The following is a 22,841-nucleotide window of genomic DNA, read 5'->3' as shown; positions in this document are numbered from 1 at the left end:
CAGGGGGTGTCAGCCAATGAAGCGGCCGTTGGAGCCCATGATGCCCAGGTCGATGAACTTGGAACCCACATACGGTGCGCCACCTGCATAGTCGACCGTGAAACCGCCCAGGTCGTTGCTGCGCAAACCGGCCAGTGCCGAGCGCAGCTTGGCACGGCTGAGGTCGCGGCCGGCGCGGTCCAGGCCATCGATCAGCACGCGGGCGTTCACGTAGCCCTCGAAGCTGCGCGACGAGAATTCCTGCTGGTTCACGGCACGCATGGCGCGCTGGTAGTCACGCACCAGGGCGACGCTGGTGCGCGATGCATCGGGCATCACCATCGACAGGGCCAGGCCGCCGGCCTTGGTGCCCAGCTGGCGGATGTTTTCGCCGCTCAATGCCACGCTGGTGGCAGCCAGGGGCGTGCTGGCCGATACCTTGCGAAATTCGCTGATCAGTGCGGCACTCACGTCGCCTGCCGTGCCGAGCAGCACCGTCATGGGCTTGGATGCCAGGGTCTGCTGGACCACGGTGGCCACTTGCTCCCCCTTGGCGTCGAGCTTGAAGGCCTTGGGCGCGGGCTGGTTGACGGCCTTGAGTGCATTGTTCACATCGGCCAGGAATTCCTTGCCGAACGCGGTGTCCTGGTAGACCACGGCCAGGTCGGTGATGCCCATGGCCACCAGCTTCTTGGCCAGGCGCTGGGCTTCGTCGGAGTAGCTGGCACGCACGTGGAAGACCGAGCGGTACTCGGGCTTGCGCAGCGACGATGCGCCGCTCTGCGGGGCCACGTAGGGGATCTGCGCCTCGTCCACCAGGGGCATGATGCGCTGGTTGTTGCTGGTGCCCATGCACGACAGCAGGGCCGCCACGTTGCCGTCGGCAATCAGCTTGCGCACGTTCTCTTCGGAGCGTGCTGGATCGTAACCGTCGTCCAGCGCCAACAGGCGCAGCTCACGCCCGCCCGTGCCGCCGCTGCGCGCGTTGGCCTGTGCAATGCCGGCGTCCAGGCCCTGCTTGAGTTCCTTGCCCAGGCTGGCCAGGGGGCCCGACAGGCCCAGCGAGCAGCCAATGGTGACCATCTTGGCGTCGATGGCGTCCTGGGGGCCGGCCCATGCCGAGGAGGCGAGCGAGAGACCGGTGGCGGTGGCAAGAAGGGACTGGGTGAACTGGCGACGGTGCATGGAAGGAGACGACGATGGATCGAAGAAGGGGGCGCTGCCACGGGTTGCCGTGGTTGCCTTGGCCCTGGTCGCACGGATAGCGCAACCTTAGGGAAAACCCTTATTCTAGCATTCAGCGCTGCTTACCGTCAAAAGAGCGTTGCAGGACAAGTGATACCCTGGATCGCCACCGGGGGGAGGGTGCTGCAGGCCAGGCGCGTCAGGGACGCCAGTCCCAATCGACGCGCAACGCCTCCCCCGTCTTGTCGTTTCTGGGCAGCCCCTCTCTTGGAACGGCGGTTCCGCCCAAGTAGAGAGTCTCGTTCACGGATATCTTCGCGGGCAGCGACCGGATGGCGCTGTCGGCCAGGTTCAGGTCAAAGCGCACGAACAGGCCTTCGGGCAACGCTTCAATGGCACTGCCCCTGAGGTCCAACTCGTCCAGTTCGACGAAGGTCTTTGGGAGACGGCGGATCTTGGCGTTTTCCGCCCACAGGCTGACGTGCAGGGTGGTCGACTCCGGGATCTCGGTGATCGGCGTGTCGCTGATGTCCAGGGTGCACAGCTCCAGGTTCTCTGGAAGCGTGTCAATGGCGGTATCCGCGACGAAAAGGTCAGTCCCCAGCGTCAGCTGCGTCGGCAACTGGGTGATGTTGGTGCCCCGGACGTCCAGGCTGTCCCCTACGGTGAAATGCTCCGGCAGTGCGGAAATCGGGCAGTCCGTGAGGATCAGGGCGCTGCCGATTTCCAGCCGGTCGGGCAGCCTGGAGATGGTGGTGTAGGCGATGTCCAGTGTGCCGGGCAGTGAAAGTGCATCCGGCAGTGCCTCGAGCGCGCTTTCACTTGCCAGGATGCTGCGGCCCACGCACAGGTCGACGGGCAGCTGGCGGAACTTGCAGTTGCCGATATGCAGTGCGCCGCCTACCACCAAGCCCGAGGGCAGGCTCTCGCTCACCATGTCGCTGCCGTGTAGTACCAGGTCTTCCGTCACTTCGAGGTTGTCGGGCAGCACCAGGTCGGGGCATGCCCAGATCTGCAGGGTGCCGCGGACGGTGAGGGGGGAGGGCAAGTTGCGAAGGCTGCCGTTGTGAAGGTGAATGGAGCCTTCCACCACCCGCACGTTTTGCGGAAATTCGCTGACCTCACTGAGCGAAATGAGGGTGTCCGTGGTGAGTGTGATTCCCTCGGACGATTCGATGGCTGCAATGCGCCGCCCTCCGATCTCGATGAAACTGCTCATGCCTTGTATTCCTTGCGGCTGGTTGTGGTGCGCGCGGATGCCGGCGCCATGCTGTTTATAGCCGATGGTCCGGACAGTGTTCGCGGTCAGCGTGCGCACCGCGCCAGGTAGGCGTCCTCGAAGCGCTTGAGGTCATTGCGCTCGCCTTCCGTCAGGTCGGTGCGCGCCTTCTTGATGTTCAGAATGCGGCGCGATTCGGCGCACTGCTGTCCCCGGCGGGCTTCGTTGGCCTGCGACGCCTGCTGTGCCTGCTGCGCCTGGCGGTCCTCGTCGCGCTGCTGCAGGCGTGCTTCGCGCCGCTCCCTGTCGTAGCGGGAGGAGGCTTCGCTCTCTTCCTCGCGGCAGTCGCGGTCGTATTCGCGGCGCATGCCCTCCTGCACGTCGGCCTTGATGCCCCGGGAGTAGGCCGATCGCATGGTGTCGTTCAGCGTGCGGCAGCGCTCGCTCATGTACTGCTGGTGGTCCGGTGCGGGCGAGGAGGACACCGACCGGCTGGGCGAGCGTTCGGAGCGGTACTCGCTGGCCGTGGGCCCAGCCGATACCGACGTGGTCTTCATGCCCTGGGGGCAGGCACGCGAGGAGGTGTAGTTGTTGCCGTTGTCGTCCCGGCAGGTGTAGCGCGTCTGTGCGCTGGCTTCGGACGGTGCCAGGCAGTGCAGCGCTGCCAGCAACAGGCCGGCGCCAGCAAAGCGCAGACCATGCCGGATACGCGCCGTGCGGCCCAAAAAGTGGTTCTGCATCTGCATCTGCATCGGGGTCTTCCTTTCCATGGATTAAATCTCGGGCGCCGGCAAAGGGTTCGCCGGGCCGCCTCCCGACCCGGTGTCGAGACCGTGGGGTGGGGCAATGCATGGATTGTTCTGCGGCAAGGCCTGGCGGGCGTTCACCGCCTTGTCCACCGGCCCTGTGCCAGCGCTTGACAATGTGTCCACCGGCGGGCGTGGGGCGGCCGCGCAGGCGTGGGCAGGCCACCGGCTACGGCATGCGCAGGGCCTCAGAGGGCTGAGACGAAGGTGGCGCGACCGGGAGGGGGCGGTGAGCGCTCCAGGGTACCGCAAAGGGCTATGAACGCGGGCTATGCAGCCGCGCCCGCGAAGAGCGCGTTGCGGTCATGCGGCGGCTGCCGCCTGGAAGGGACGCAAAAAAACCCCGCAGTGGCGGGGCTTTCCTGGTGGAGTGGGTTGGAACCGTCAAAAAGAAGGGGCGGCCCGGTTTGGGAGCCGGGGCTGCCACACCCTCAGAAGCGGGCCGGGGCGCGCTTGCGGTCGCGTTCGTCTTCGGGCCAGGCGGACATGATTGCGGTGGTATTCATACTGGAAAACTCCTGTGATGTACCAACAACGCGTTCACTCCCGGCTTGGTTGACAGCGTTTCGCAAAAAAATGCAACCTAAATGGAAACGTTTTTTCGCCGCCAAGCACTGCAAAATTCATAGCAACAATTTCAAGCCTGCCGAATTGCAATAGCTGGAAACATAGGTAATCGTTTACAGGGTTTTACACTTCACGCGCCGGCAGCTGCCGAAATTTCTTCAAGCGCTGATGAAACTTCCAGCCAGCGTTCTTCCAGTTGCGCGGTCTCGTCATGGCCCGCCTTCAGGCGGCGCCCGCACTCGGCGATCTCGGCTGGCGGCAGGGCCTGAGTGAGGGTCTGCTCAAGTGCGCTGCGCTCGGTCGACAGAGTCGCCAGGCGCTGGTCGATCTGTTCCAGCTCCTTTTTCAGGGGGCGCGTCTTCTCAGCCAGTTGCTGGCGGCTTTGGGCATCGAGCTTGCGCTGGTCGCGCCCTGCCGCAGGCGTGGCGGCCGGGGCCGGTGTGGGGGCCTTGGCGACCACCGCAGGTGGGGCGGCTACCGGTGCGGGGGCGGGCGCAGGAGCGCTTGCGGCGGCGGCCGCCGCCTTCACGGCAGCCGCTTCGGCCTGGCGCGAGTATTCGCGCAGGCGCTTGGCCTCCTCGAGCAGGTAGCGCTGGTAATCGTCCAGGTCGCCGTCGAACGGGCCCACCACGCCGCGGCCCACCAGCCAGAACTCGTCGCACACGGCGCGCAGCAGCGCCCGGTCGTGGCTGACCAGCATGACGGTGCCTTCGAACTCATTGAGCGCCATGGACAGCGCCTCGCGCGTGGCCAGGTCCAGGTGGTTGGTGGGCTCGTCCAGCAGCAGCAGGTTGGGGCGCTGCCAGACCATCATGGCCAGCACCAGGCGGGCTTTTTCACCGCCGCTCATGGTGCCCACGGCCTGCTTGACCATGTCGCCGCTGAAGTTGAAGCTGCCCAGGTAGCTGCGCAGGTCCTGCTCGCGCGAAGGTTCGCGGGCCGCAGCGCCCATGTCGCGCGCCAGGCGGATCATGTGCTCCAGCGGGTTCTCGGCGGGGCGCAGCACGTCCAGTTCCTGCTGGGCGAAGTAGCCGATGGACAGGCCCTTGCCCTCGGTCACGGTGCCCGCAATGGGCGCCATCTCGCGGGCAATGGTCTTGACCAGGGTCGACTTGCCCTGGCCGTTAGCGCCCAGGATGCCGATGCGCTGGCCGGCCAGCACCGACTTGCTCACGCCGGTGAGGATGGTCTTGATCTCGTCGTCCGTGGTGTAGCCGAACGCCGCATCGCTGATGGACAGCATGGGGTTGGGCAGGTTCACGGGCTCCTTGAACTCGAAGGTGAAATCGGCCTCGGCCAGCAGCGGGGCCACCTTCTCCATGCGCTCCAGGGCCTTGACCCGGCTTTGCGCCTGCTTGGCCTTGCTGGCCTTGGCCTTGAAGCGGTCGATGAACTTCTGCAGGTGGGCGATCTTGTCCTGCTGCTTGGAGAAGGCAGCCTGTTGCAGTTCCATCTGCTGGGACCGCAGTTCTTCGAACTTGCTGTAGTTGCCGCCGAAGCGGTTGAGCTTGGCGCTGTCGATCTGCAAGGTGACGTTGGTGACGGCGTCCAGGAATTCGCGGTCATGGCTGATCACGATCATGGTGCCGGCGTACTTCTTGAGCCAGGCTTCGAGCCAGACCAGGGCGTCCAGATCCAAGTGGTTGGTGGGTTCGTCCAGCAGCAGCAGGTCGGACGGGCACATCAGCGCGCGCGCCAGTTGCAGGCGCATGCGCCAGCCGCCCGAGAAGCTGTTCACCGGGCGCTCAAGTTCGTGCGACTGGAACCCCAGGCCCAGGATCAGCGCCTGCGCGCGCGGCACGGCGTCGTGGTCGCCCGCGTCGGCCAGGTCGGTGTAGACCTGGGCAATGGCCATGCCGTGGTCGGCGTCGTCGTGCGCGGCATCGCTCTGGTCGAGCTGCGCCAACTGGGTGTGCAGCTCGGCCAGGCGCGTGTCGCCTGCCAGCACGAAGGCGGTGGCGCTTTCATCGGTCTCGGGCATGTTCTGCGCGACCTGCGCCATGCGCCACTGGCGGGGGATGGAAAAGTCGCCTCCATCCTCGTGCAGGCTGCCGTTGAGCAGCGCGAACAGTGTGGACTTGCCGGCGCCGTTGCGGCCCACCAGGCCGACCTTTTCGCCGGGGTTCAGGGTCACGGAGACGTTGTCCAGCAGCACCTTGGCGCCGCGCCGCAGGACGATGTTCTTCAGGTTGATCATTCAGTACTCAATCACGGCGCCTCGGCTGCATCGTGCAGCGCAAGGCCCAGGTAAACCAGGTTGGGGATCGGATGATCCTTGAAAGGGGTGATGGGCCCGAAGCCCATCTGCCGGTACAGCGCCTGCGCGCGTTCGTTGTGGTCCCAGGTGCTGATGCCGGCACGGTCGTAACCCGCGCCCGCACACTGCCGCACCAGGGCCCGCGTCAATTCACGGGCGATGCCCTGGCCGCGTGCGCTTTCGCGCACGTACAGCCGCTTGATCTCGGCCAGGCCAGCCATCTCTGTCGGGGCAAACGCGCCGCAGGCGGCGAGTTCACCCTGCCGATAGGCAAGAACCGCACCACCGGCAGGATGCGCATACCGGCCCGGCAGACCGGCCATGTCCGCCCAGATGCTGCTCTGGCCGGCGTTGGCATGGTCGCGCTGTGCGTACTCGAGCAGCAGTTCCCTGAAATGCCGCCAGCCGTCTTCGGTGTCGACTGCGATGATCTGCAGCATGCTCGGGTTCCAGTGTCCGCGTGGGTGCTTTTCTGGAGCGGCGACACCCCAGGCAACCCCGTATTGTCGCCGATACCGGGCAAACCCTGTAGGACGGCCCTACGGCGCCGCGCCAGCCACCTCGTACCAGGCCCAGCCCTCGTACCTGCCCAGCAGGCGCAGGCGGGGGTTTTCGCCCAGCTCGAAGATGCGGTCACCGCCCACCACCACCTGTGCACCCGTCTGCGCGAAGTCGAAGCGCCGCGGGTCCACCATCACGCGCACGGTGTCGGGCGTGGGGTTGATCACCCGGTAGGCGGCCGGGGCCTGCATGGTTTCCTGCACGAAGGTCAGGTGCTGGTAGCGGTTCACCGTGTCCTGGTCCGCAGCCGGCAACTGCATGCCGCGCCACACGCTGGGCTGGGGGTAGTAGAAAACGCCATCCACCACGGGAACACCCGCCGCGGCGAGCGTCATGGCGAGCGAGGTGCTGGGCAGCAAGGCCAGCACCCGCCGGGGCTTCGCGGTGCCGTCTGCAGATGCCGGGCCTGCCACATAGCCCTGCACGGTGTCGTTCAGGGCCACCTTGGCGGGGGCCAGCCCCAGTGGATTGAAGTCGGCCACGGCGATGGCGTACACCACCACGGTGAGCGCAATCGACTGCGCCACCTTCCCGTGCACCAGCCAGTACGCCATGAAGCCACCGGCCACGGCCATGCTGGCCAGCATGGCCACGCTCAGGCCCGGATAGAAGTCTTCGGGAATGCCGGCCACCACCAGCGCCGCCAGGGCCGCCGTCAGCAGGCCCAGCACCACGGCCGCCCTGCGCGCCGGGCGTGGTGAAGCCACCGCCCCCTCGCGGCCACCCGCCAGCGCCATGACCAGCAGACAGGACAGCGCCAGCGCCAGATCGATGCGCGACGAAGACACGTAGTGCCAGAACATGGCCTTGGACAGTGCCAAGGGCACGCCCCAGACCCCGAACACCACGCTGAACGCCGAGAACGCTGCGCACGCCGCCAGCAGCCAGGGGTAGGGCTTCCTGTCCCGGATCTGCCGCAGGCACAGGAACCAGGTGGCCAGCAGCAGCAGGAAGTACGAACCGAACTCGCTCTCGTTGAACACGCTGCCGTGCAGGTTGGACAGCGTATCGGCATTGCTGAACCCGCGCAGCAGCACCAGGGGGGACAGGTCGCCCCCCTGCAGCGCCGCGCGCTGGCCGGGGTAGACGGTGCTGCGCATGGTGGCAATCGCCTCGCGCGCGTCGTGCCACCAGAAATAGAGCAGGGCTCCCATGAGCACTGCGGCCACCCCGAAGGCCAGTGGGGTCTGCCAGCTCCAGGCCACCTGCCGGCGGTGGTCGGCCAGCCAGGCGGCCAGCACCAGGGCGTAGAGCGTGGCCACGGTGATCTGCCAGGGCGGGTAAAGCACCAGCGCAAACCCGGCCAGGAACCAGGCCAGTGCCAGGGCCAGCCACCACAGGTGGGCACCGGGCTTTTGGCGCAGCATCAGCAGCGCGGCGGCCAGGGCCCCGGACGGGAAGAACACCACATACAGTGGCCACTGCGACCAGCCCGCCGCATAGGGCGCCAGGCAGAACACGAAGGACAGCGCCAGGTTGCGCCCAGAGCGGCCGGGGGCCAGCACGTCCAGCAGCCACCACAGCGCCAGCAGGCAGGCGAAGAACGGGAAGTACCAGTACCAGCCCAGCGCCATGTCCAGCGGCAGCGCGAAGAACCCCCAGGTGGCCGGGCGTGCCAGGGCTGACACGTGCAGCACGGGCACACCAGTCATGCCGATGACCAGCATGTTCTGCCCGTCCAGGCCCAGGTTGCGGTTGATCACCGGAAAGCGGGGTTCGTGGCTGGCCTGGGCCAGCGCGCTGGCGGTGATCACCATCCACTCGTCGGAGCGCACCCCGCGTGGCTGGCCCGCCAGGGGGGTGACGGCGCTGTCGGCCGATACCACAGGGTGCTCGCTCTGGTCGGTGCGGCCCAGCAGCAGTTCCAGCGAAGAGCCGGTGGCGCCGATGCCCACGAGCACCAGGAAGACGCCGGCAATGCCGCCGGCCACCATGCGCCGATGGCCACCGACCCACTGGCCGCAGCGGCCGAGCACCCGGCCCGTGGCGCCAAGCAGCAGCAGCACGATGGTGGCCGCCACCGCAGCAGCGATGAGCCAGTGCCGCGGGGCAATGTCGGGGCCGAGCACCTTGCCGGCGGCGGGGGAGGATGGCTCGACGTTGAAGCGCGCGGTATCGTCGAAGCGGGCGATCACGCCCACGGGCTGCTCGCCCCCCCCCAGGTAGCGCGGGTAGCGCACTTCGAGCGAGAACTCCAGCGGAATGCTGTCCCCATCCTTGAAGTAGACCGCGACGGAGGGACGGGTCTTGCGCGTGGGAATGGCGATGCGCTTCTCGGTGTCCCCGATGCGCACGGTGAAGTCCTTGGGCAGGCGCTGGTTCTGCGAGTCATAGCACCAGCCGGTGATGCGCACGACGCCTTTGGCCTGGTCGTACTCCACCGTGTCGACGAAGCCGTAGGTGCCGGGGGCCAGGGGCTGCTGGGCGCGGGCGGCCTGCGGCAGCCACAGCAGGGCGAGCAGCAGCGCCGCGAACACAGCGGCAAGCCAGGCGGCGCCCAGCGGATGCAGGTGGTACCCGCGCCTCGGCATGGTGCTGCTCATCGGGATGCGGCCACCGTGACCGCGATGCCCGACATGATGAGCGCCGTGCCGATGAAGTAGCTGGGGGCAAAGCGCTCACCGAAGAAGAAGCGGCTGGCCAGCGGCACGATGACGAAGGCCAGGGCCATGAAGGGGTAGACCTTGCCCAACTCGGCCTTGCGCAATATCAGCACCCAGCCAATGGAGGTGATGCCGTACAGCACCATGGTGGCAAAGAACACGGCCAGGGTTTCGATGGCGAAGAAGCTGCCGGTCTTGTTCATGGAATTGGCGCTGACCTTGAACAGGATCTGGCCGATGGCGATGCCCACCACACAAAGGATGGTCAGAAGATAGACGTACATGGATCGGGATCTCGGGTGGGAGTGAGGGCAGGGGCCCGGCGATGTTAAAGGAGCCGCAGGGCGTAACGCTCGGACAGGGTCGTGGCCATGATGTAGAGCGAAGCCAGGGCGAAGGTGGCCGTGAGCACGTTGGCCACGGTCCGGTGGGTGGGCGAGGCCGCCTGGCCCATGGGCCCCAGCGCCGTGGCGCCCAGCAGGGCGGGCACGATGAAGTAGCGGCCCTGAACGCCGCTGATGATGGCCACCGGGTAGTCGTTCCAGCTGATGGCCAGGGCCAGGAAGACCAGGACGCAACTGGCCAGCGCCACGAGCAAGAGCAGCGCACGGGCAGCCGCATCGCGCCGCAGCCAGCGCGCCGACCCGAGGGTCGCGGCCAGCGCAACCGCCAGGCCATACCAGACGGCCTTCATCGCATCCTTGGTGATGGACGCATCGAGCCAGCCCATCATGCCGACGAAGGAATAGGCGTAGAAGTACCCGGTCTTGCCGTCCAGCAGCGTATCGAGGACGAGGCGCATGAACGCGAGTGGGTGCTGCAAATAGATCGCCAGTATCTCGATGGTCGCGTGGTTGCGCACCAGGCGCGCGTCCGCAGTAGTGGCGATGCCGTAGAGCGTCCAGCCGGCGCAGGCCGCGCAGAGCGCGATCCAGGCCAGCAGGTGCGCGGCCGAAAACCTGCGCACAAGCAGCCACAGGGGCAGCAGCAGCAGGGGGGCCAGATTGACGCGGGACGTCACGAGCAGGAAGATGCAGGCATAGAGCGCGTATTCCTGCAGCGGGTTCGCGTCGCTGCGGGGGGCCATGCAGCGCACCGAGAACAGTGCGGCCAGCAGCAGCGCTGCGGCGATGCTCAGCCCGTCGATGGTGGGCGAGATGATCTGGAACATGGCCATGGGCATCAGCACCAGCGCGCGCACCAGCAGATTGGGCGTGAACAGCCGCCACGCCCATGCGATCAGGCCCAGGGCTGTGGCCGCCACCAGCAGGCGCGTCAGCTCGTAGCTTGCGCGCATCGATAGGTCGAGCGCGCGCGCGGTGCGCAGGCCCAGCGCGTGGGGCAGGTAGATGAAGGGCGCGTAGTAGCCCGTGCCTACCGCATTGACGAACAGGTCCTTGTGCGCCCAACGCTCCCCTGCGGCCTGGGCCATGAGTGCGCTGGCCGAAGCCGTGTAGTCGCGCTCGGTGCCGGAGATCGCCCGCATGCGCGACGTGAACGCCACGAAGTTCCGGTCCACATAGCCGCCCTGGTTGCCGAACTCGTCCGGCTCATCCTTGCGCAGGGTCCACTGGCCGTGGGCGATCATGTCGGCGCGCAGCAGGTGCACATTCTCGTCAGGCGACTGGAAGGCCGGTACCAGCCGCATCAGGCCCCATGCCACCACGAGCGCCAGCAGCAAGCCGCCCACCAGCGCAGGCAGGCCTGCCGTGCGCAGGTCGATGCGGGATTTCAGGTGGCGCGTCCCGGTGCGCGTGGCGGTGGCCTGGACGGAAACACCCATCCTTCAGCCATTCTTGGCGAGATCGATCTTCCTGTGCAGCACCTTGTGCAGCGGCTTCTGGGGCACCGAGGCGATGTCGTGCCCGATGAAGGCCAGCAGCAACTGCAGGCCGGCAATGACGGGCAGGGCCGCCAGCATCACGGTGCCGGCCGACGAGTAGGACTGGTGGGCGCTGGAGCTGATCCAGTGCAGCAGGCCGAAACAGGTGCCAAAGCCCAGCAGCAGCAGGCCCAGCGGCAGCTCGATGGAGGCCAGCGACATGTCGCGCAGGTAGTAGTTGTAGAAGATCCGCTTGCTGAAGTTGCGCAGGTGCTTGACTGTGAACTCGGGCAGGATCTTGCTGATCTTGAGGTTGCTTTCCTCGTCGGCGTAGTGCGCGTTCATGGGCACATCCACCACCACGGCGCGCAGGGTGTTCAACCTGAACAGCATGTCCGTCTCGAAGAAGTACCTGCGGCTGATCTTGTCGAACGGCAGGTGGCTGGCCACGCGCGCGTGGATGGCCGTGTAGCCGTTGGTGGGGTCGAACACCTGCCAGTAGCCCGACGAGATCTTGGTCAAAAACGACAAGGCCGCATTGCCGAAGATGCGCATGCGCGGCATCTGGTGGATTTCTTCGAGGTCGAAGAAGCGGTTGCCCTTGGTGTAATCGGCCTCGCCGTTCAAGATGGGGGCGATGAAGCCGGGCAACAGGCGCGGGTCCATCTGGCCGTCGCCATCGACCTTGACGATGATGTCGTACCCCGCCTCGATGGCGCAGCGGTAGCCATGCATCACGGCGCCGCCCACACCCAGGTTCTCGGGGTTGAAGACCACCTGCACGCGCGGATCGGTGCAGTGCTGCTGGATAAAGGCGCCGGAATTGACCGGGCATTTGTCGTCCACGGCGAAGATGCCCTGCACCTCGGGGCCGATGCGCTCGATGACGCCCAGCACGTGGGCCGTGACCTTGTAGCAGGGAATGACCACCGCGACACGCACGGGCGCCGGGGAAACCGAGAGGGAAAGGGGGGCAGTGATGGTCAGAGGGGTGGAAATGCCGTTCATGCCTGGACCAGCGCCTCCCGGGTGATCAGCAGCACCTGGTCTTCGCCGGCGCTGGTGTCGATCCAGTAGACCGGCAGGCGTGGGAAGGCAGCTTCGAAATGCTCGCGCTCGTTGCCGATCTCCAGCAGCAGCACGGCGTTTTCGGCCATGCGCGAAGGCGCATCCTTGAGCAACTGGCGGATGAAATCCATGCCGTCCGCGCCCCCGGCCAGGGCCAGCTCGGGCTCGGCGCGGTACTCGGCCGGCAACTGGGCCATGCTGGTGGTGTTGACGTACGGCGGGTTGCACAGGATCAGGTCCCAGGGGCCGGGCAGGGTGGCGAGACCGTCCGAAAGCTGCAGCGTGATGCGATCCTGCAAGCCGTGGCGTTCCACGTTGATGCGGGCCACGTCCAGGGCATCTGGCGAAATGTCGGCGCCCGTCACGGCAATCTCGGGCCAGGCCATGGCGGCCAGTACCGCCAGGCTGCCGTTGCCGGTGCACAGGTCCAGCACCCGGTGCGTGTGCTCGCCCAGGAATTCGTCCACGCTGCCGTCGGCCAGCAGCTCGGCAATGAAGCTGCGCGGCACGATGGCACGCTCGTCCACGTAGAAGGACACGCCTTGCAGCCAGGCTTCGCGCGTGAGGTAGGCGGCGGGCTTGCGGGTGCTGATGCGCTCGTCCAGCAAGGCCTGCACCTCGCGCAGTTGGTCCGGCGAGACATCTTGGCTGCTGATGGAGCCGGGCTCGTCCGACAGATCGCTGTCCAGGGGCAGGCCCAGGCGCCACAGCACCAGCCAGGCGGCCTCGTCGTGTGCGTTGGCGGTGCCATGGCCGAACGCGAGGCCGGCCGATGCCAGCAGGGCGGCTGCGGACTGCACCACGGCACCCACGGTGCCCCCGTTCAGCACCGCGCTCATGCCGGCACCGCCGCAGCCGCGAGGGCCTGGGCATGCAGGTTGTCCAGGGTGCGGCGGTAGATGTTGGTGAGCGGCTCGATGTCGGCCACCACGATGTGCTCGTCGATCTTGTGGATGGTGGCGTTGGGCGGGCCCATCTCGATCACCTGGGGGCAGACCTGGGCGATAAAGCGCCCGTCGCTGGTGCCGCCCGTGGTGGACAGTTCGGTGGTGATGCCCGTCTCGGCCAGGATGGCCTGCTGCACCGCCGTGACCAGTTCGCCCGGTGTCGTCAGGAAGGGTTGGCCGCCCAGGGTCCAGCGCAGCTCGTAGTCGAGGCCATGCGCGTCGAGCACGGCGTGCACACGCTGCTTCAGGCCCTCGGCCGTGGATTCGGTCGAGAAGCGGAAGTTGAAATCCCACACCACCTCGCCCGGGATGATGTTGGTGGCACCGGTGCCGCCATGCACGTTGCTGACCTGCCAGCTGGTGGGCGGGAAGAAGGCGTTGCCCTGGTCCCATTCGGTCGCGGCCAGTTCAGCCAGCGCCGGCAGGGCCTGGTGGATCGGGTTGCGTGCCAGTTGCGGGTAGGCAATGTGGCCCTGGATGCCGCGCACAGCGAGCTTGCCCGACAGCGTGCCGCGCCGGCCGTTCTTGATCATGTCGCCGGTGCGCTCCACCGAGGTCGGCTCGCCCACGATGCAGTAGTCCAGGCGCTCGCCGCGTGCGCTGAGCTGCTCGACTACGACCTTGGTGCCATCCACCGAAGGGCCTTCCTCATCGCTGGTGAGCAGCAGGGCCAGGGTGACATGCGGTTCGGGTGTTGCGGCCAGGAAGTCTTCCACGGCCACCACGAAGGCGGCGATGGAGGTCTTCATGTCGCTCGCACCGCGGCCAAACAGCTTGCCGTCACGGTGCGTGGGCACGAAAGGGTCGCTGGTCCATTGGCTGAGCGGGCCGGTGGGCACCACGTCGGTGTGGCCGGCAAACACCAGGGTCTTGGCGGCAGCACCATTGGCACCCGCCCGGCGGGCCCAGAGGTTGCTTACGCGAAAGTTGTCAGGGCCGCTGTCGATGCGCTCGCACACGAAGCCCAGGGGGGCGAGCCGTGCTGCCAGCACCTCCAGGCAACCCGCGTCGTCGGGGGTGATGGAGGGCAGGGAGATCAGCTGTTCGGCCAGGTGCAGGGTACGGGACATTGCAGGCAAATAAAGGACAAAGACAAAAAGAACATGGGGGCGCTGCGCGCCCCCGCCTCAGGCGGCTGGCTTCACGTCCAGCACGATCTCGGTGAACGAGGGCATGTCATCGGGCGTGTCGCGCGACTCCTTTTGCGCCTTGGCGGCGTTGGCTGCCAGCGAGAAGTCGTTCTGCAGGCGCCACATCAGGTTGGTGGGCGAATCGGCGAAGGCCATGCCTTCCTTCCTGTCGATGCGCTTGTCCATGATCATGCGCGCCAGGTCTTCCTCGAAGGTCTGCGAGCCTTCGGCCATGGACTTCTCCATGGCTTCCTTGACGCCGCCGAAGTCACCCTTTTCGATCAGGTCCGACACCAGCTTGGTGTTGAGCATGACCTCCACGGCCGGCAGGCGGCCCCCGTCCAGGGTGCGCACCAGGCGCTGCGAAATCACGGCCTTGAGGGCCGAGGCCAAGTCGCCGAGCATGGTCGGGCGCACTTCCACAGGGTAGAAGGACAGGATACGGTTGAGCGCGTGGTAGCTGTTGTTGCCGTGCAGCGTGGCCAGGCACAAATGGCCCGACTGGGCGTAGGCGATGGCCGCCGACATGGTCTCACGGTCGCGGATTTCGCCGATCAGGATCACGTCGGGCGCCTGGCGCAGCGCGTTCTTCAGGGCGGTCTGCAGCGACTGGGTGTCGCTGCCGATCTCGCGCTGGTTGACGATGGATTTCTTGTTGCGGAACTGGTATTCCACCGGGTCCTCGATGGTGAGGATGTGGCCGGTGAGAACCTCGTTGCGGCTGTCGATCATGGAGGCGAGCGACGTGCTCTTGCCCGAGCCCGTGGCGCCGACCATGAGGATCAGGCCGCGCTTTTCCATGATCAGCTCGGTCAGCACCGGGGGCAGTCCCAGTGTGCTGATTTCGGGAATCTGCTGCGAGATGAAGCGGATCACCACCGCATAGCTGCCGCGCTGGCGCATGGCGCTGATACGAAAACGCCCCACGCCCGAGAGCGGCACGCCCATGTTGAGCTCGCCGGTCTCTTCGAGCTCTTCGATGCGGTCGGGCGTGATGATCTCGGACAGCAGGTTGCGCGGCGCATCCGGCGGCAGGATCTGGTTGTTGATCGGCACGCACTCGCCGTTGATCTTGATCAGCGCCGGAGCATTGGCCGACAGGTAGACGTCCGACGCCTTCTTTTCGCTCATCAGGCGAAGAATCCGCTCCATCGTACTCATGGTGTTTCCCCTCTCATTGTCGGTCTGTCTGCCGGCGCTGGCCGTGCGTGCTGGTAGGCGCTGCGGGACTGGAATCAGTCGCGCAGCAGGTCGTTGATGCTGGTCTTGGAGCGGGTCTGCGCGTCCACCTGCTTGACGATGATGGCAGCATACATGCTGTAGGGCGCGCCATTGGCCGCCGTTTTGGGCAGGTTGCCGCTGACCACCACCGAGCCCGTGGGCACGCGGCCATAGCTGATCTCGCCGGTGGCACGGTTGAAGATCGGGGTGCTCTGGCCCAGGTACACACCCATGCCCAGCACCGAGTGCTCTTCGACGACCACGCCTTCGACCACTTCGGAGCGCGCGCCGATGAAGCAGTTGTCCTCGATGATGGTCGGGCCGGCCTGCAGGGGTTCCAGCACGCCGCCGATGCCCACGCCACCCGAGAGGTGCACGTTGGCGCCGATCTGCGCGCACGAACCCACGGTGGCCCAGGTGTCGACCATGGTGCCTTCGCCCACGTAGGCTCCGATGTTCACGTACGAGGGCATCAGGATCGCGCCCTTGGCGATGAAGCTGCCGCGGCGGGCCACGGCTGGCGGCACCACGCGCACGCCGGTGGCCTTCATCTCTGCTTCGTTCAGGTGGGCGAACTTGGTCTGCACCTTGTCATAGAAACCCAGGTCGCCGGCCTTGACGACTTCGTTGTCCTTGAGGCGGAAGGACAGCAGCACGGCCTTCTTGATCCACTGGTGCACTGTCCACTGCCCCACGGCCTCGCGGGTGGCCACACGCAGGGTGCCGTTGTTGAGTTCGGCAATCACGTGCTCGACGGCGTCCGCGACTTCCTTGGGGGCTGCGGCAGGCGAGATGGTGGCGCGGTTCTCCCACGCGGCGTCGATGATGTTCTGGAGTTGTTGGGTCATGGTGTCAGACAGTACGGGATTGGATGAATTGGACGATGCGCATTGCGGCCTCCGCGCATTCTTCGGCCTCGGCCACCAAGGCCATGCGCACGCGCTGGGCGCCGGGGTTGGCACCACCGGACTCGCGGGCCAGGTAGCTGCCCGGCAGCACGGTGACATTGTATTGAGCCAGAAGCTCGCGGGCGAACTCGGCGTCGGTCATTTGCAGGGCGTCGGGCACCTTGGCCCACAGGTAAAAGCCCGCGTCGGGCAGGGCCACGTCCATCACGCCGGCCAGCAGCGGCGTGACCTGGGCAAACTTCTTGCGGTACAGCGCGCGGTTCTCGGTCACATGCTGCTCATCGCCCCAGGCGGCAATGCTGGCGGCCTGCACGATGGGACTCATGGCGCTGCCGTGGTAGGTGCGGTACAGCAGAAAGGCCTTGATCAGCTCGGCGTTGCCGGCCACGAAGCCGCTGCGCAGCCCGGGCACGTTGCTGCGCTTGGACAGGCTGGTGAAGGAAATCAGGTTCTCGAAGTCCTTGCGGCCCGCCTGGATGGCGGCCTGCAGGCCGCTGAGCGGCGGCTCGTCACGGAAGTAGATCTCGCTGTAGCACTCGTCCGAGGCAATGACGAAGCCATGCCGGTCGCTCAGCGCGAAGAGTTTCTGCCATTCATGCAGCGGCATGACGGCCCCCGTGGGGTTGCCCGGCGAGCACACGAAGAGCAGCTGCGTGCGCTTCCAGACCTCCGTCGGCACGCTGTCCCAGTCCACCGCGAAGTTGCGCGCCGGATCGCTCGGGGCGTAGTAGGGCGTAGCGCCCGAGAGCAGGGCCGCGCCTTCATAGATCTGGTAGAACGGGTTGGGGCAGACCACCACCGGGTCGGGTTTCGTCGGGTCGACGATGGTCTGGGCAAAGGCGAACAGCGCCTCGCGCGAGCCGTTGATGGGCAGCACCTGGCTGGCCGCATCGAGCTTCAGGGCATAGCGCTTGTGCAGCCAGGCGGTGAAGGCCTCGCGCAGGCGCGGCTCGCCGGCCGTTGCCGGGTAGCTCGCCAGGCCATTAAGGTTGTTACTGAGTGCGTCCTTGATGAACTGCGGTGTAGGATGGCGCGGCTCCCCCATGCCCAGGCTGATGGGGGAATACTGGGCCGGTGGCGTCACTCCGGCAAAAAGCTTGCGCAGCCTCTCGAACGGGTAGGGCTGCAGGTGGGAAAGCAGGGGGTTCATGGGGCGCCATTATGGGTGATGCCGTGCACGCAAGCCGGTGCGCGCCGTCACAAGGCCGCCTTGTCGGGCCACCTTGTCAATCCGGCGTAAGAGCGCGTATCTAGTATCGCGGCAAAGCCCGCTGCGGCCTATAACGATATTGGAGACAACATGGCAGGATTCCTTCCCTTGCGGCCTGGGCTGTGGTGGATGCGCCGGCTGCGCCTTCCCGGCAAGCTCGGCACGCTGGCCGTGCTCATCGCCTGCACGCTGGCGGCAGCGTTGCTGGGGGCCCCCATGTGGGTGGACCTGGCGGGCGCCGGGGTGGTGCTGTATGCGCTGCTGGCGCTGTACCTGAGCCTGGTGGATGACATGGCGGCCCTCTCCGGCGCCATGGCGCGCATCACCGATGGCGACCTGTGCGTGCACGCCGGCACGGGCGGTACCGACGAGATGGCGCAGATGGCCCAGGCGCTCGATGCCATGGTGCTGCGGCTCTCGTCCATGGTGGCCGACATCCGCAGCAACGCCGCGCTGGTGGCCCATGCCGGCCAGAGCCTGGCGCATGGCAACCGCGAGCTGGCCGACCGCACCGAGCAGCAGGCCGCCAACCTCGAAGAAACCGCAGCCAGCGTGGAGCAGCTGTCGTCCACCGTGCAGAACAACGCCCAGACGGCCCAGGGCGCCGACCAGCGCGCCGGCCAGATGCGCCAGGCAGCCGACACCGGCGCCGAGGCCATGGGCCGCGCCGTGCAGTCGGTGCAGGCCATTCAGCAGGGCGCGCGCCGCATGACGGAAATCATCGGCACCATCGACGCGATCGCCTTCCAGACCAACATCCTGGCGCTCAACGCGGCGGTGGAGGCAGCCCGGGCGGGGGAGCAGGGCCGCGGTTTTGCCGTAGTGGCCTCCGAAGTGCGCATGCTGGCCAAGCGCTCGGCCGATGCCGCGCGCGAGATCCGCGACCTGATCAATGCCTCGGTCACGCAGGTGGAGGCCAGTGCAGGCCTGATCCGCACCGCAGGCGAGGGCATCACCGACATGGCCGGCGGCATGCGCAGCGTGGCGGCCAGCATGTCCGAGATATCCAGCTCCAGTGCCGAGCAGAGCACGGGCCTGCGCGAGATCAGCAGCGCCGTGCAGCAACTCGACCAGATCACCCAGCGCAATGCGCAGATGGTGAGCCAGGCGGTGGGGCAGGCCGAGGCGCTGGAAAGCCGCGCCTCCACGCTGTCGCGCGCGGTGTCGGCGTTTCGCCTGCAGCAGGGCACGGCCGAAGAGGCGGTGGCCCTGGTCAAGCGCGCCGCAGCCCTGCACAAGGGCAGCTCGCGGGACCAGTTCCTGGCGCGCATCACCGACAAGAGCCAGCCCTTCAACGACCGGGACATGTATGTCTTCGTGCTCGATGCCGGCGGCACCTACCGCGCCTTTGGCGGCAACCCGGCCAAGGTGGGCACCCGGGTGCAGGACATTCCCGGTATTGACGGTGACCGGTTGATGGCAGAAATTGCGGCCCAGGCAGACATCGGACCAGGCTGGGTGGAGTACGACATCACCAACCCGGCCAGCGGCGCGGTGCAGACCAAGATGTCGTTCGTGGAACGTGTGGGAGACCTGTACCTGGGCTGCGGCGTGTACAAGGCACTGGCCGCGCGCTGACGCGGCGCCTTGCCGCGCCTGGCTCAGCGCTGCGTTCCGGCGCGTTGTTCCCGTGCGCGGGCCATGGCCGCGGCAATGGCTGCCTTGCGGGTCTGGGCGGCCGCATCGGCACCACCGTCGGGAGGCGCAGAGGCATCGGCGGGTGCAGCGCTGTCTTCGTCGTCCGGCTCCTCGGGCGCGCCGGCAACCACCCGGGCCTTGTGCACCGCATAGCGCCCGCGCGCATGGTCCGCCAGCAGCGGGCTCCACGCGGCCCAACCCGTGGCCTGGCCGGTCACGGTTTCCAGGCTGATGCAGTCCACCGGGCACACGGGGATGCACAGCTCGCACCCGGTGCAATGCGGCTCGATCACGGTGTGCATGCGCTTGTTGGCGCCGACGATGGCATCCGTCGGGCAGGCCTTGATGCACAGCGTGCAGCCTATGCACCAGTTCTCGTCGATGACTGCCAGGGTGCGCGGTGCCTCCAGGCCATGGGTGGCACTCAGCGGCAGCACCGGCTGGCCGGTGAGGGCCGCCAGCCGGGCGACCCCTTCGGCCCCGCCGGGGGGGCACTGGTTGATGGGCACCGCCTCGAAGGCGATGGCCTGCGCATAGGCCGCGCAGTCCGGGTAGCCGCAGCGCGTGCATTGCGTCTGCGGCAGGGCCGCGTCGATGCGCGACGCCAGCGCATGCGCAGCCGGCCCTGCAAGCGGTGAAGGGAGGGGTGTGCGAGCGTCCGGCTGCGGATTCAAGCCTTGCGGGCCGCCGTGGTGCGGCGGGTGCGTGGTGCCGGCGCTGCGGTGACGGCAGCCTTGGCGGTTGGCGCGGCGTCCGGCTCGGGCGCGGCGGCGGCCCCGGTAGCGGGCGCCGCTTGCACTGCTGCCTTGGCCGGCGCAGGCACTGCCTTCACGGCCACCACTGAGGGCTTCTTGGGGGCAGCGGCCTTGGCCGCCGGCTTCACGGCCGCTTTGGCGGGCGCCGCCTTCTTCACTGCCGGTTTGCTGGCGACTACCGCCTTGCGGGGAGGCACGGGCGGGCTGTCGTCCGGCAGTTCGGTCACGGCGACAGGGCGGGGCGCCTTTTTCTGGGGCACCTCGTGCGCGAGGATGAATTTGCGCACCTCGGGGTACACGATGTCGCGCCAGCGCCGGCCGCTGAAGATGCCGTAGTGTCCGGCGCCCTTGGCTTCTAGGTGGCGCTGCTCCTTGCGCACGATGCCGGTGCACAGGTCGTGCGCGGCTTCGGTCTGGCCCGAGCCGGAGATGTCGTCCAGCTCGCCTTCCACCGTGAACAGGGCGGTGGTGGTGATGTCCTGCGGGCGCACGCGCTCGACCTTGCCTTCAGGCGAGCGCACGTCCCAGGTGCCGTGCACCAGGTTGTAGTCCTGGAACACGGTCTTGATGGTTTCCAGGTAGTAGTCCGCGTCCATGTCCAGCACGGCGTTGTACTCGTCGTAGAACTTGCGGTGGGCCTCGACGCTGGCGTCGTCGCCCTTGATCAGGTCCTTGAAGTAGTCGTAGTGGCTCGTGGCGTGGCGGTCCGGGTTCATGGCCACGAAACCCGTGTACTGCAGGAAGCCTGGGTACACGCGGCGCCCGGCACCGGGGAAGTTGTCGGGCACGCGGTAGATCACGTTGTTCTCGAACCACTCGTAGCTGCGGTTCATGGCCAGGTTGTTCACCGCCGTGGGCGACTTGCGCGCATCGATGGGGCCACCCATCATGGTCATGGTCAGCGGGGTCTTCTCGCCGCGGCTGGCCATCAGCGACACGGCCGCAAGCACCGGCACCGTGGGCTGGCAGACACTGATGACGTGGCAGTTGCCATAGGTGCCCTGCAGGTGGCGGATGAACTCCTGCACGTAGTTCACGTAGTCGTCCAGGTGGAACTCGCCTTCGGACAGCGGCACCAGGCGGGCGTTCTTCCAGTCGGTGATGTAGACCTTGTGGTCCTTGAGCATGGTGCGCACGGTGTCGCGCAGCAGCGTGGCATAGTGGCCCGACAGCGGCGCCACGATCAGCACCACGGGCTGTGCCTTGATCTTGACCAGGGTATCGGTGTCGTCCGAAAAGCGCTTGAAACGGCGCAGTTCGCAGAACGGCTTGTCCAGCTCGATGTTTTCATGCACGGCCACGCCCACGCCGTCCACGTCCACCGTATGGATGCCGAAGACCGGCTTTTCGTAGTCCTTGCCCAGGCGGTACAACAGATCGTAGCCCGCAGACATGCGCTGCGCGAACGTCGTCTGGCTCAGGGGCGACATGGAGTTGCTGAAGAGCTTGGACGCCGCTTGCGCAAAGTCGGTGAGCGGCTCCATCAGGGAGCGCTGGGTTTCGTAGATCTGGTAGAGCATGGGGTCGAAACTCCGTTATGTTGCAGTGCAATATAGCAGCACTTGGTTACCTCTGCATGCGGGATAACCACCTAGGCCCAGTCGCGTTGGTGACAGCGCTGTCCAACAACCGGACATGGGCCGGGGCAGTGCAGCTGTGAAAAGCTTCGCTGCTATGATTTTGTTCAGAAAAACCCTGCCCGCAACCAGGCCCCCCTGTCCGCGCCACGCGTGGTGCCTGCTCAACCGTTGTCCGCCAGCCAGGATTCGAAGGCCTCGCGCGCCACGTTGCGCAGCGCGGGGCGGAACTGCGTGCGGTTGGCCAGGTACAGGCAGTGCCGTATCACCGTGTAGGGGTTGAAGCTGCCCTGGGGGTTCTGCTCCTCGAAGTGCTGCTTGTAGCGCTTGACCGTGCCCACCGTCTCCCGCATCAGGGTGTTGAAGCGTGCGCGGGTGATGCCGGGTGACCAGGCCTGGATATCGTCCACGAAGCTGTCCACCTTGGAAGGATCGAACTCGAAGTCCTTGAAGAAATGCGTGGCGATCTTGAGGAAGGTGAAGGCATTGAGCTCACTGCCCAGGGAGGAGTACTTGGGTGCCGTGGCGGCATCGCCGTCCATCTCCGCGCCCACTTCCTCCGTCTCATCGGGGGCCTGCAACAGTTCGGCGGCCGTCTCGTCGCGGATCTGGCGGAACTCGCGGTCGGCCAGTTCGAACAGGGCCGAGAGCACGTTGATGCGCCGCTTGAGCTGCCCGGGGATGGACTTCTTGTACTTGATCTTGTGGTCCAGCACGCTCCAGGAGTCCTGGATGATGGTGCGCACCTGCAGCTCGAAAGGCTGGTCGGCATGCACCGCCAGCGCCGGCAGATCGCGCTGGCCGGGGCGCAGGTCCAGGTGCAGGCCCTTGTAGCCAAAGGAGGCCTCGGTGCTTTCCACGGCCGAGGCCTTGTCGGTCACGTCGATCACCGCAAAGTGGCTGCGCACGATCTGCGCCACCTTTTCCAACTCGTCCTCGTACAGGCAGACCACGCGTACGCCGACCAGATCGGTGATCCAGTGCTGGATCTCGTAGGGGGTGTTGCTCTCTTCCAGGCCGGGCCGGTACTTGCGCGCAAACTTGCGGATGCATTCGTCCACGTCCTTCACGCGCCCCTCTACCTTGGACACATCCACGCTGCGGGCATCGCCCACCACCCCGGCGATGGCGGCGGTGAAGGCCGCGCACGCCTCCTCCAGCACGGGTTTCTGGGCTGCGTAGAACGCACGGAATCGGGACTCTTCCCGTTCAAAATCAAGCGATGCCATGGTGGGGTCTGCAAAGAGGCGGGTGGTGCCGGGAATGCGAAAGAAATGCCACGCGAACGATACCTGCATTCTGGCAGCCGGGATGTCAGCCGATGCCGCGCTCCCGGTACAAGTTCACACGCATGCCGTCTGCGCCGCGCATCGGGTGACCTCGCTTGG

At 66.6% G+C, this 22,841-nt stretch carries 18 protein-coding genes; 1 reads left to right on the top strand and 17 read right to left on the bottom strand.

Annotated features, from left to right (window positions below; translation table 11 throughout):
• Nucleotides 1-9: 9 nt before the first annotated feature.
• The 14 genes from ACSQ9E_RS12320 to dapC all read right to left on the bottom strand — a co-directional run bounded on the left by ACSQ9E_RS12320 (nucleotide 10) and on the right by dapC (nucleotide 17,423).
• Nucleotides 10-1,164 carry an ABC transporter substrate-binding protein gene (locus ACSQ9E_RS12320; RefSeq protein ID WP_436217942.1) on the bottom strand — a complete coding sequence of 385 codons (1,155 nt, stop codon included), beginning with the start codon at nucleotides 1,162-1,164 and terminating at the stop codon, nucleotides 10-12.
• Between the two features lie 199 nt (nucleotides 1,165-1,363).
• Entirely contained in the window at nucleotides 1,364-2,383 is a 1,020-nt protein-coding gene (locus ACSQ9E_RS12315) for a hypothetical protein (RefSeq protein WP_436178386.1), read from the bottom strand.
• An 86-nt stretch (nucleotides 2,384-2,469) separates the two neighbouring features.
• Nucleotides 2,470-3,135, bottom strand: a complete 666-nt coding sequence (locus tag ACSQ9E_RS12310; protein ID WP_436217941.1) for a DUF4124 domain-containing protein — start codon at nucleotides 3,133-3,135, stop codon at nucleotides 2,470-2,472.
• 751 nt (nucleotides 3,136-3,886) lie between these two features.
• Nucleotides 3,887-5,953, bottom strand: coding sequence for an ABC-F family ATP-binding cassette domain-containing protein (locus ACSQ9E_RS12305; protein WP_436178388.1), 2,067 nt, complete (start codon nucleotides 5,951-5,953; stop codon nucleotides 3,887-3,889).
• 11 nt (nucleotides 5,954-5,964) lie between these two features.
• On the bottom strand, nucleotides 5,965-6,453 hold the full coding sequence (locus tag ACSQ9E_RS12300) for a GNAT family N-acetyltransferase (protein WP_057267384.1): 489 nt from the start codon (nucleotides 6,451-6,453) through the stop codon (nucleotides 5,965-5,967).
• A 99-nt stretch (nucleotides 6,454-6,552) separates the two neighbouring features.
• Nucleotides 6,553-9,117 carry a DUF7657 domain-containing protein gene (locus tag ACSQ9E_RS12295; protein WP_436217940.1) on the bottom strand — a complete coding sequence of 855 codons (2,565 nt, stop codon included), beginning with the start codon at nucleotides 9,115-9,117 and terminating at the stop codon, nucleotides 6,553-6,555.
• Nucleotides 9,114-9,461 (bottom strand): hypothetical protein, encoded by a 348-nt coding sequence (locus ACSQ9E_RS12290; protein ID WP_057204336.1) that lies wholly within the window; start codon nucleotides 9,459-9,461, stop codon nucleotides 9,114-9,116. The genes ACSQ9E_RS12295 and ACSQ9E_RS12290 overlap by 4 nt, the downstream gene beginning before the upstream one ends.
• Nucleotides 9,462-9,505: 44 nt before the next feature.
• Nucleotides 9,506-10,960, bottom strand: a complete 1,455-nt coding sequence (locus ACSQ9E_RS12285) for a DUF2142 domain-containing protein (RefSeq protein WP_436217939.1) — start codon at nucleotides 10,958-10,960, stop codon at nucleotides 9,506-9,508.
• Nucleotides 10,961-10,963: 3 nt separating this feature from the next.
• Nucleotides 10,964-12,007, bottom strand: a complete 1,044-nt coding sequence (locus ACSQ9E_RS12280) for a glycosyltransferase family 2 protein (protein WP_436178391.1) — start codon at nucleotides 12,005-12,007, stop codon at nucleotides 10,964-10,966.
• Nucleotides 12,004-12,906 (bottom strand): 50S ribosomal protein L3 N(5)-glutamine methyltransferase, encoded by a 903-nt coding sequence (gene prmB, locus ACSQ9E_RS12275; RefSeq protein WP_436178392.1) that lies wholly within the window; start codon nucleotides 12,904-12,906, stop codon nucleotides 12,004-12,006. Before prmB ends, ACSQ9E_RS12280 begins: the two co-directional genes overlap by 4 nt.
• A complete protein-coding gene (gene dapE, locus ACSQ9E_RS12270) occupies nucleotides 12,903-14,084 on the bottom strand; it encodes a succinyl-diaminopimelate desuccinylase (protein WP_057204342.1) in 1,182 nt (393 codons plus the stop codon). Before dapE ends, prmB begins: the two co-directional genes overlap by 4 nt.
• A gap of 57 nt (nucleotides 14,085-14,141) precedes the next feature.
• Nucleotides 14,142-15,305 carry a PilT/PilU family type 4a pilus ATPase gene (locus tag ACSQ9E_RS12265; RefSeq protein WP_428000824.1) on the bottom strand — a complete coding sequence of 388 codons (1,164 nt, stop codon included), beginning with the start codon at nucleotides 15,303-15,305 and terminating at the stop codon, nucleotides 14,142-14,144.
• Nucleotides 15,306-15,379: 74 nt separating this feature from the next.
• Nucleotides 15,380-16,213 carry a 2,3,4,5-tetrahydropyridine-2,6-dicarboxylate N-succinyltransferase gene (gene dapD, locus ACSQ9E_RS12260; RefSeq protein WP_179680200.1) on the bottom strand — a complete coding sequence of 278 codons (834 nt, stop codon included), beginning with the start codon at nucleotides 16,211-16,213 and terminating at the stop codon, nucleotides 15,380-15,382.
• 4 nt (nucleotides 16,214-16,217) lie between these two features.
• Nucleotides 16,218-17,423 (bottom strand): succinyldiaminopimelate transaminase, encoded by a 1,206-nt coding sequence (gene dapC / locus ACSQ9E_RS12255; protein ID WP_436217938.1) that lies wholly within the window; start codon nucleotides 17,421-17,423, stop codon nucleotides 16,218-16,220.
• A 150-nt stretch (nucleotides 17,424-17,573) separates the two neighbouring features.
• Between dapC and ACSQ9E_RS12250 the strand changes: the two genes are divergently transcribed.
• Nucleotides 17,574-19,061 (top strand): methyl-accepting chemotaxis protein, encoded by a 1,488-nt coding sequence (locus tag ACSQ9E_RS12250; RefSeq protein WP_436217937.1) that lies wholly within the window; start codon nucleotides 17,574-17,576, stop codon nucleotides 19,059-19,061.
• Between the two features lie 23 nt (nucleotides 19,062-19,084).
• Here the strand turns inward: ACSQ9E_RS12250 and ACSQ9E_RS12245 are convergent, their stop codons facing one another.
• The 3 genes from ACSQ9E_RS12245 to ACSQ9E_RS12235 form a co-directional block, all read right to left on the bottom strand.
• Nucleotides 19,085-19,795 (bottom strand): RnfABCDGE type electron transport complex subunit B, encoded by a 711-nt coding sequence (locus tag ACSQ9E_RS12245; RefSeq protein WP_428000822.1) that lies wholly within the window; start codon nucleotides 19,793-19,795, stop codon nucleotides 19,085-19,087.
• Nucleotides 19,792-21,396 carry a polyhydroxyalkanoate depolymerase gene (locus ACSQ9E_RS12240; protein ID WP_428000821.1) on the bottom strand — a complete coding sequence of 535 codons (1,605 nt, stop codon included), beginning with the start codon at nucleotides 21,394-21,396 and terminating at the stop codon, nucleotides 19,792-19,794. The genes ACSQ9E_RS12245 and ACSQ9E_RS12240 overlap by 4 nt, the downstream gene beginning before the upstream one ends.
• 221 nt (nucleotides 21,397-21,617) lie before the next feature.
• Entirely contained in the window at nucleotides 21,618-22,682 is a 1,065-nt protein-coding gene (locus ACSQ9E_RS12235) for a GTP pyrophosphokinase (RefSeq protein WP_057204433.1), read from the bottom strand.
• Nucleotides 22,683-22,841 lie beyond the last annotated feature (159 nt).

The organism is Acidovorax sp. LjRoot118 (assembly GCF_964253575.1).
In the GTDB taxonomy this organism is placed as follows: domain Bacteria; phylum Pseudomonadota; class Gammaproteobacteria; order Burkholderiales; family Burkholderiaceae_C; genus Acidovorax.
Note: the sequence above shows the minus strand (reverse complement) of the source record. Positions and strands in the feature narration are given on the sequence as shown.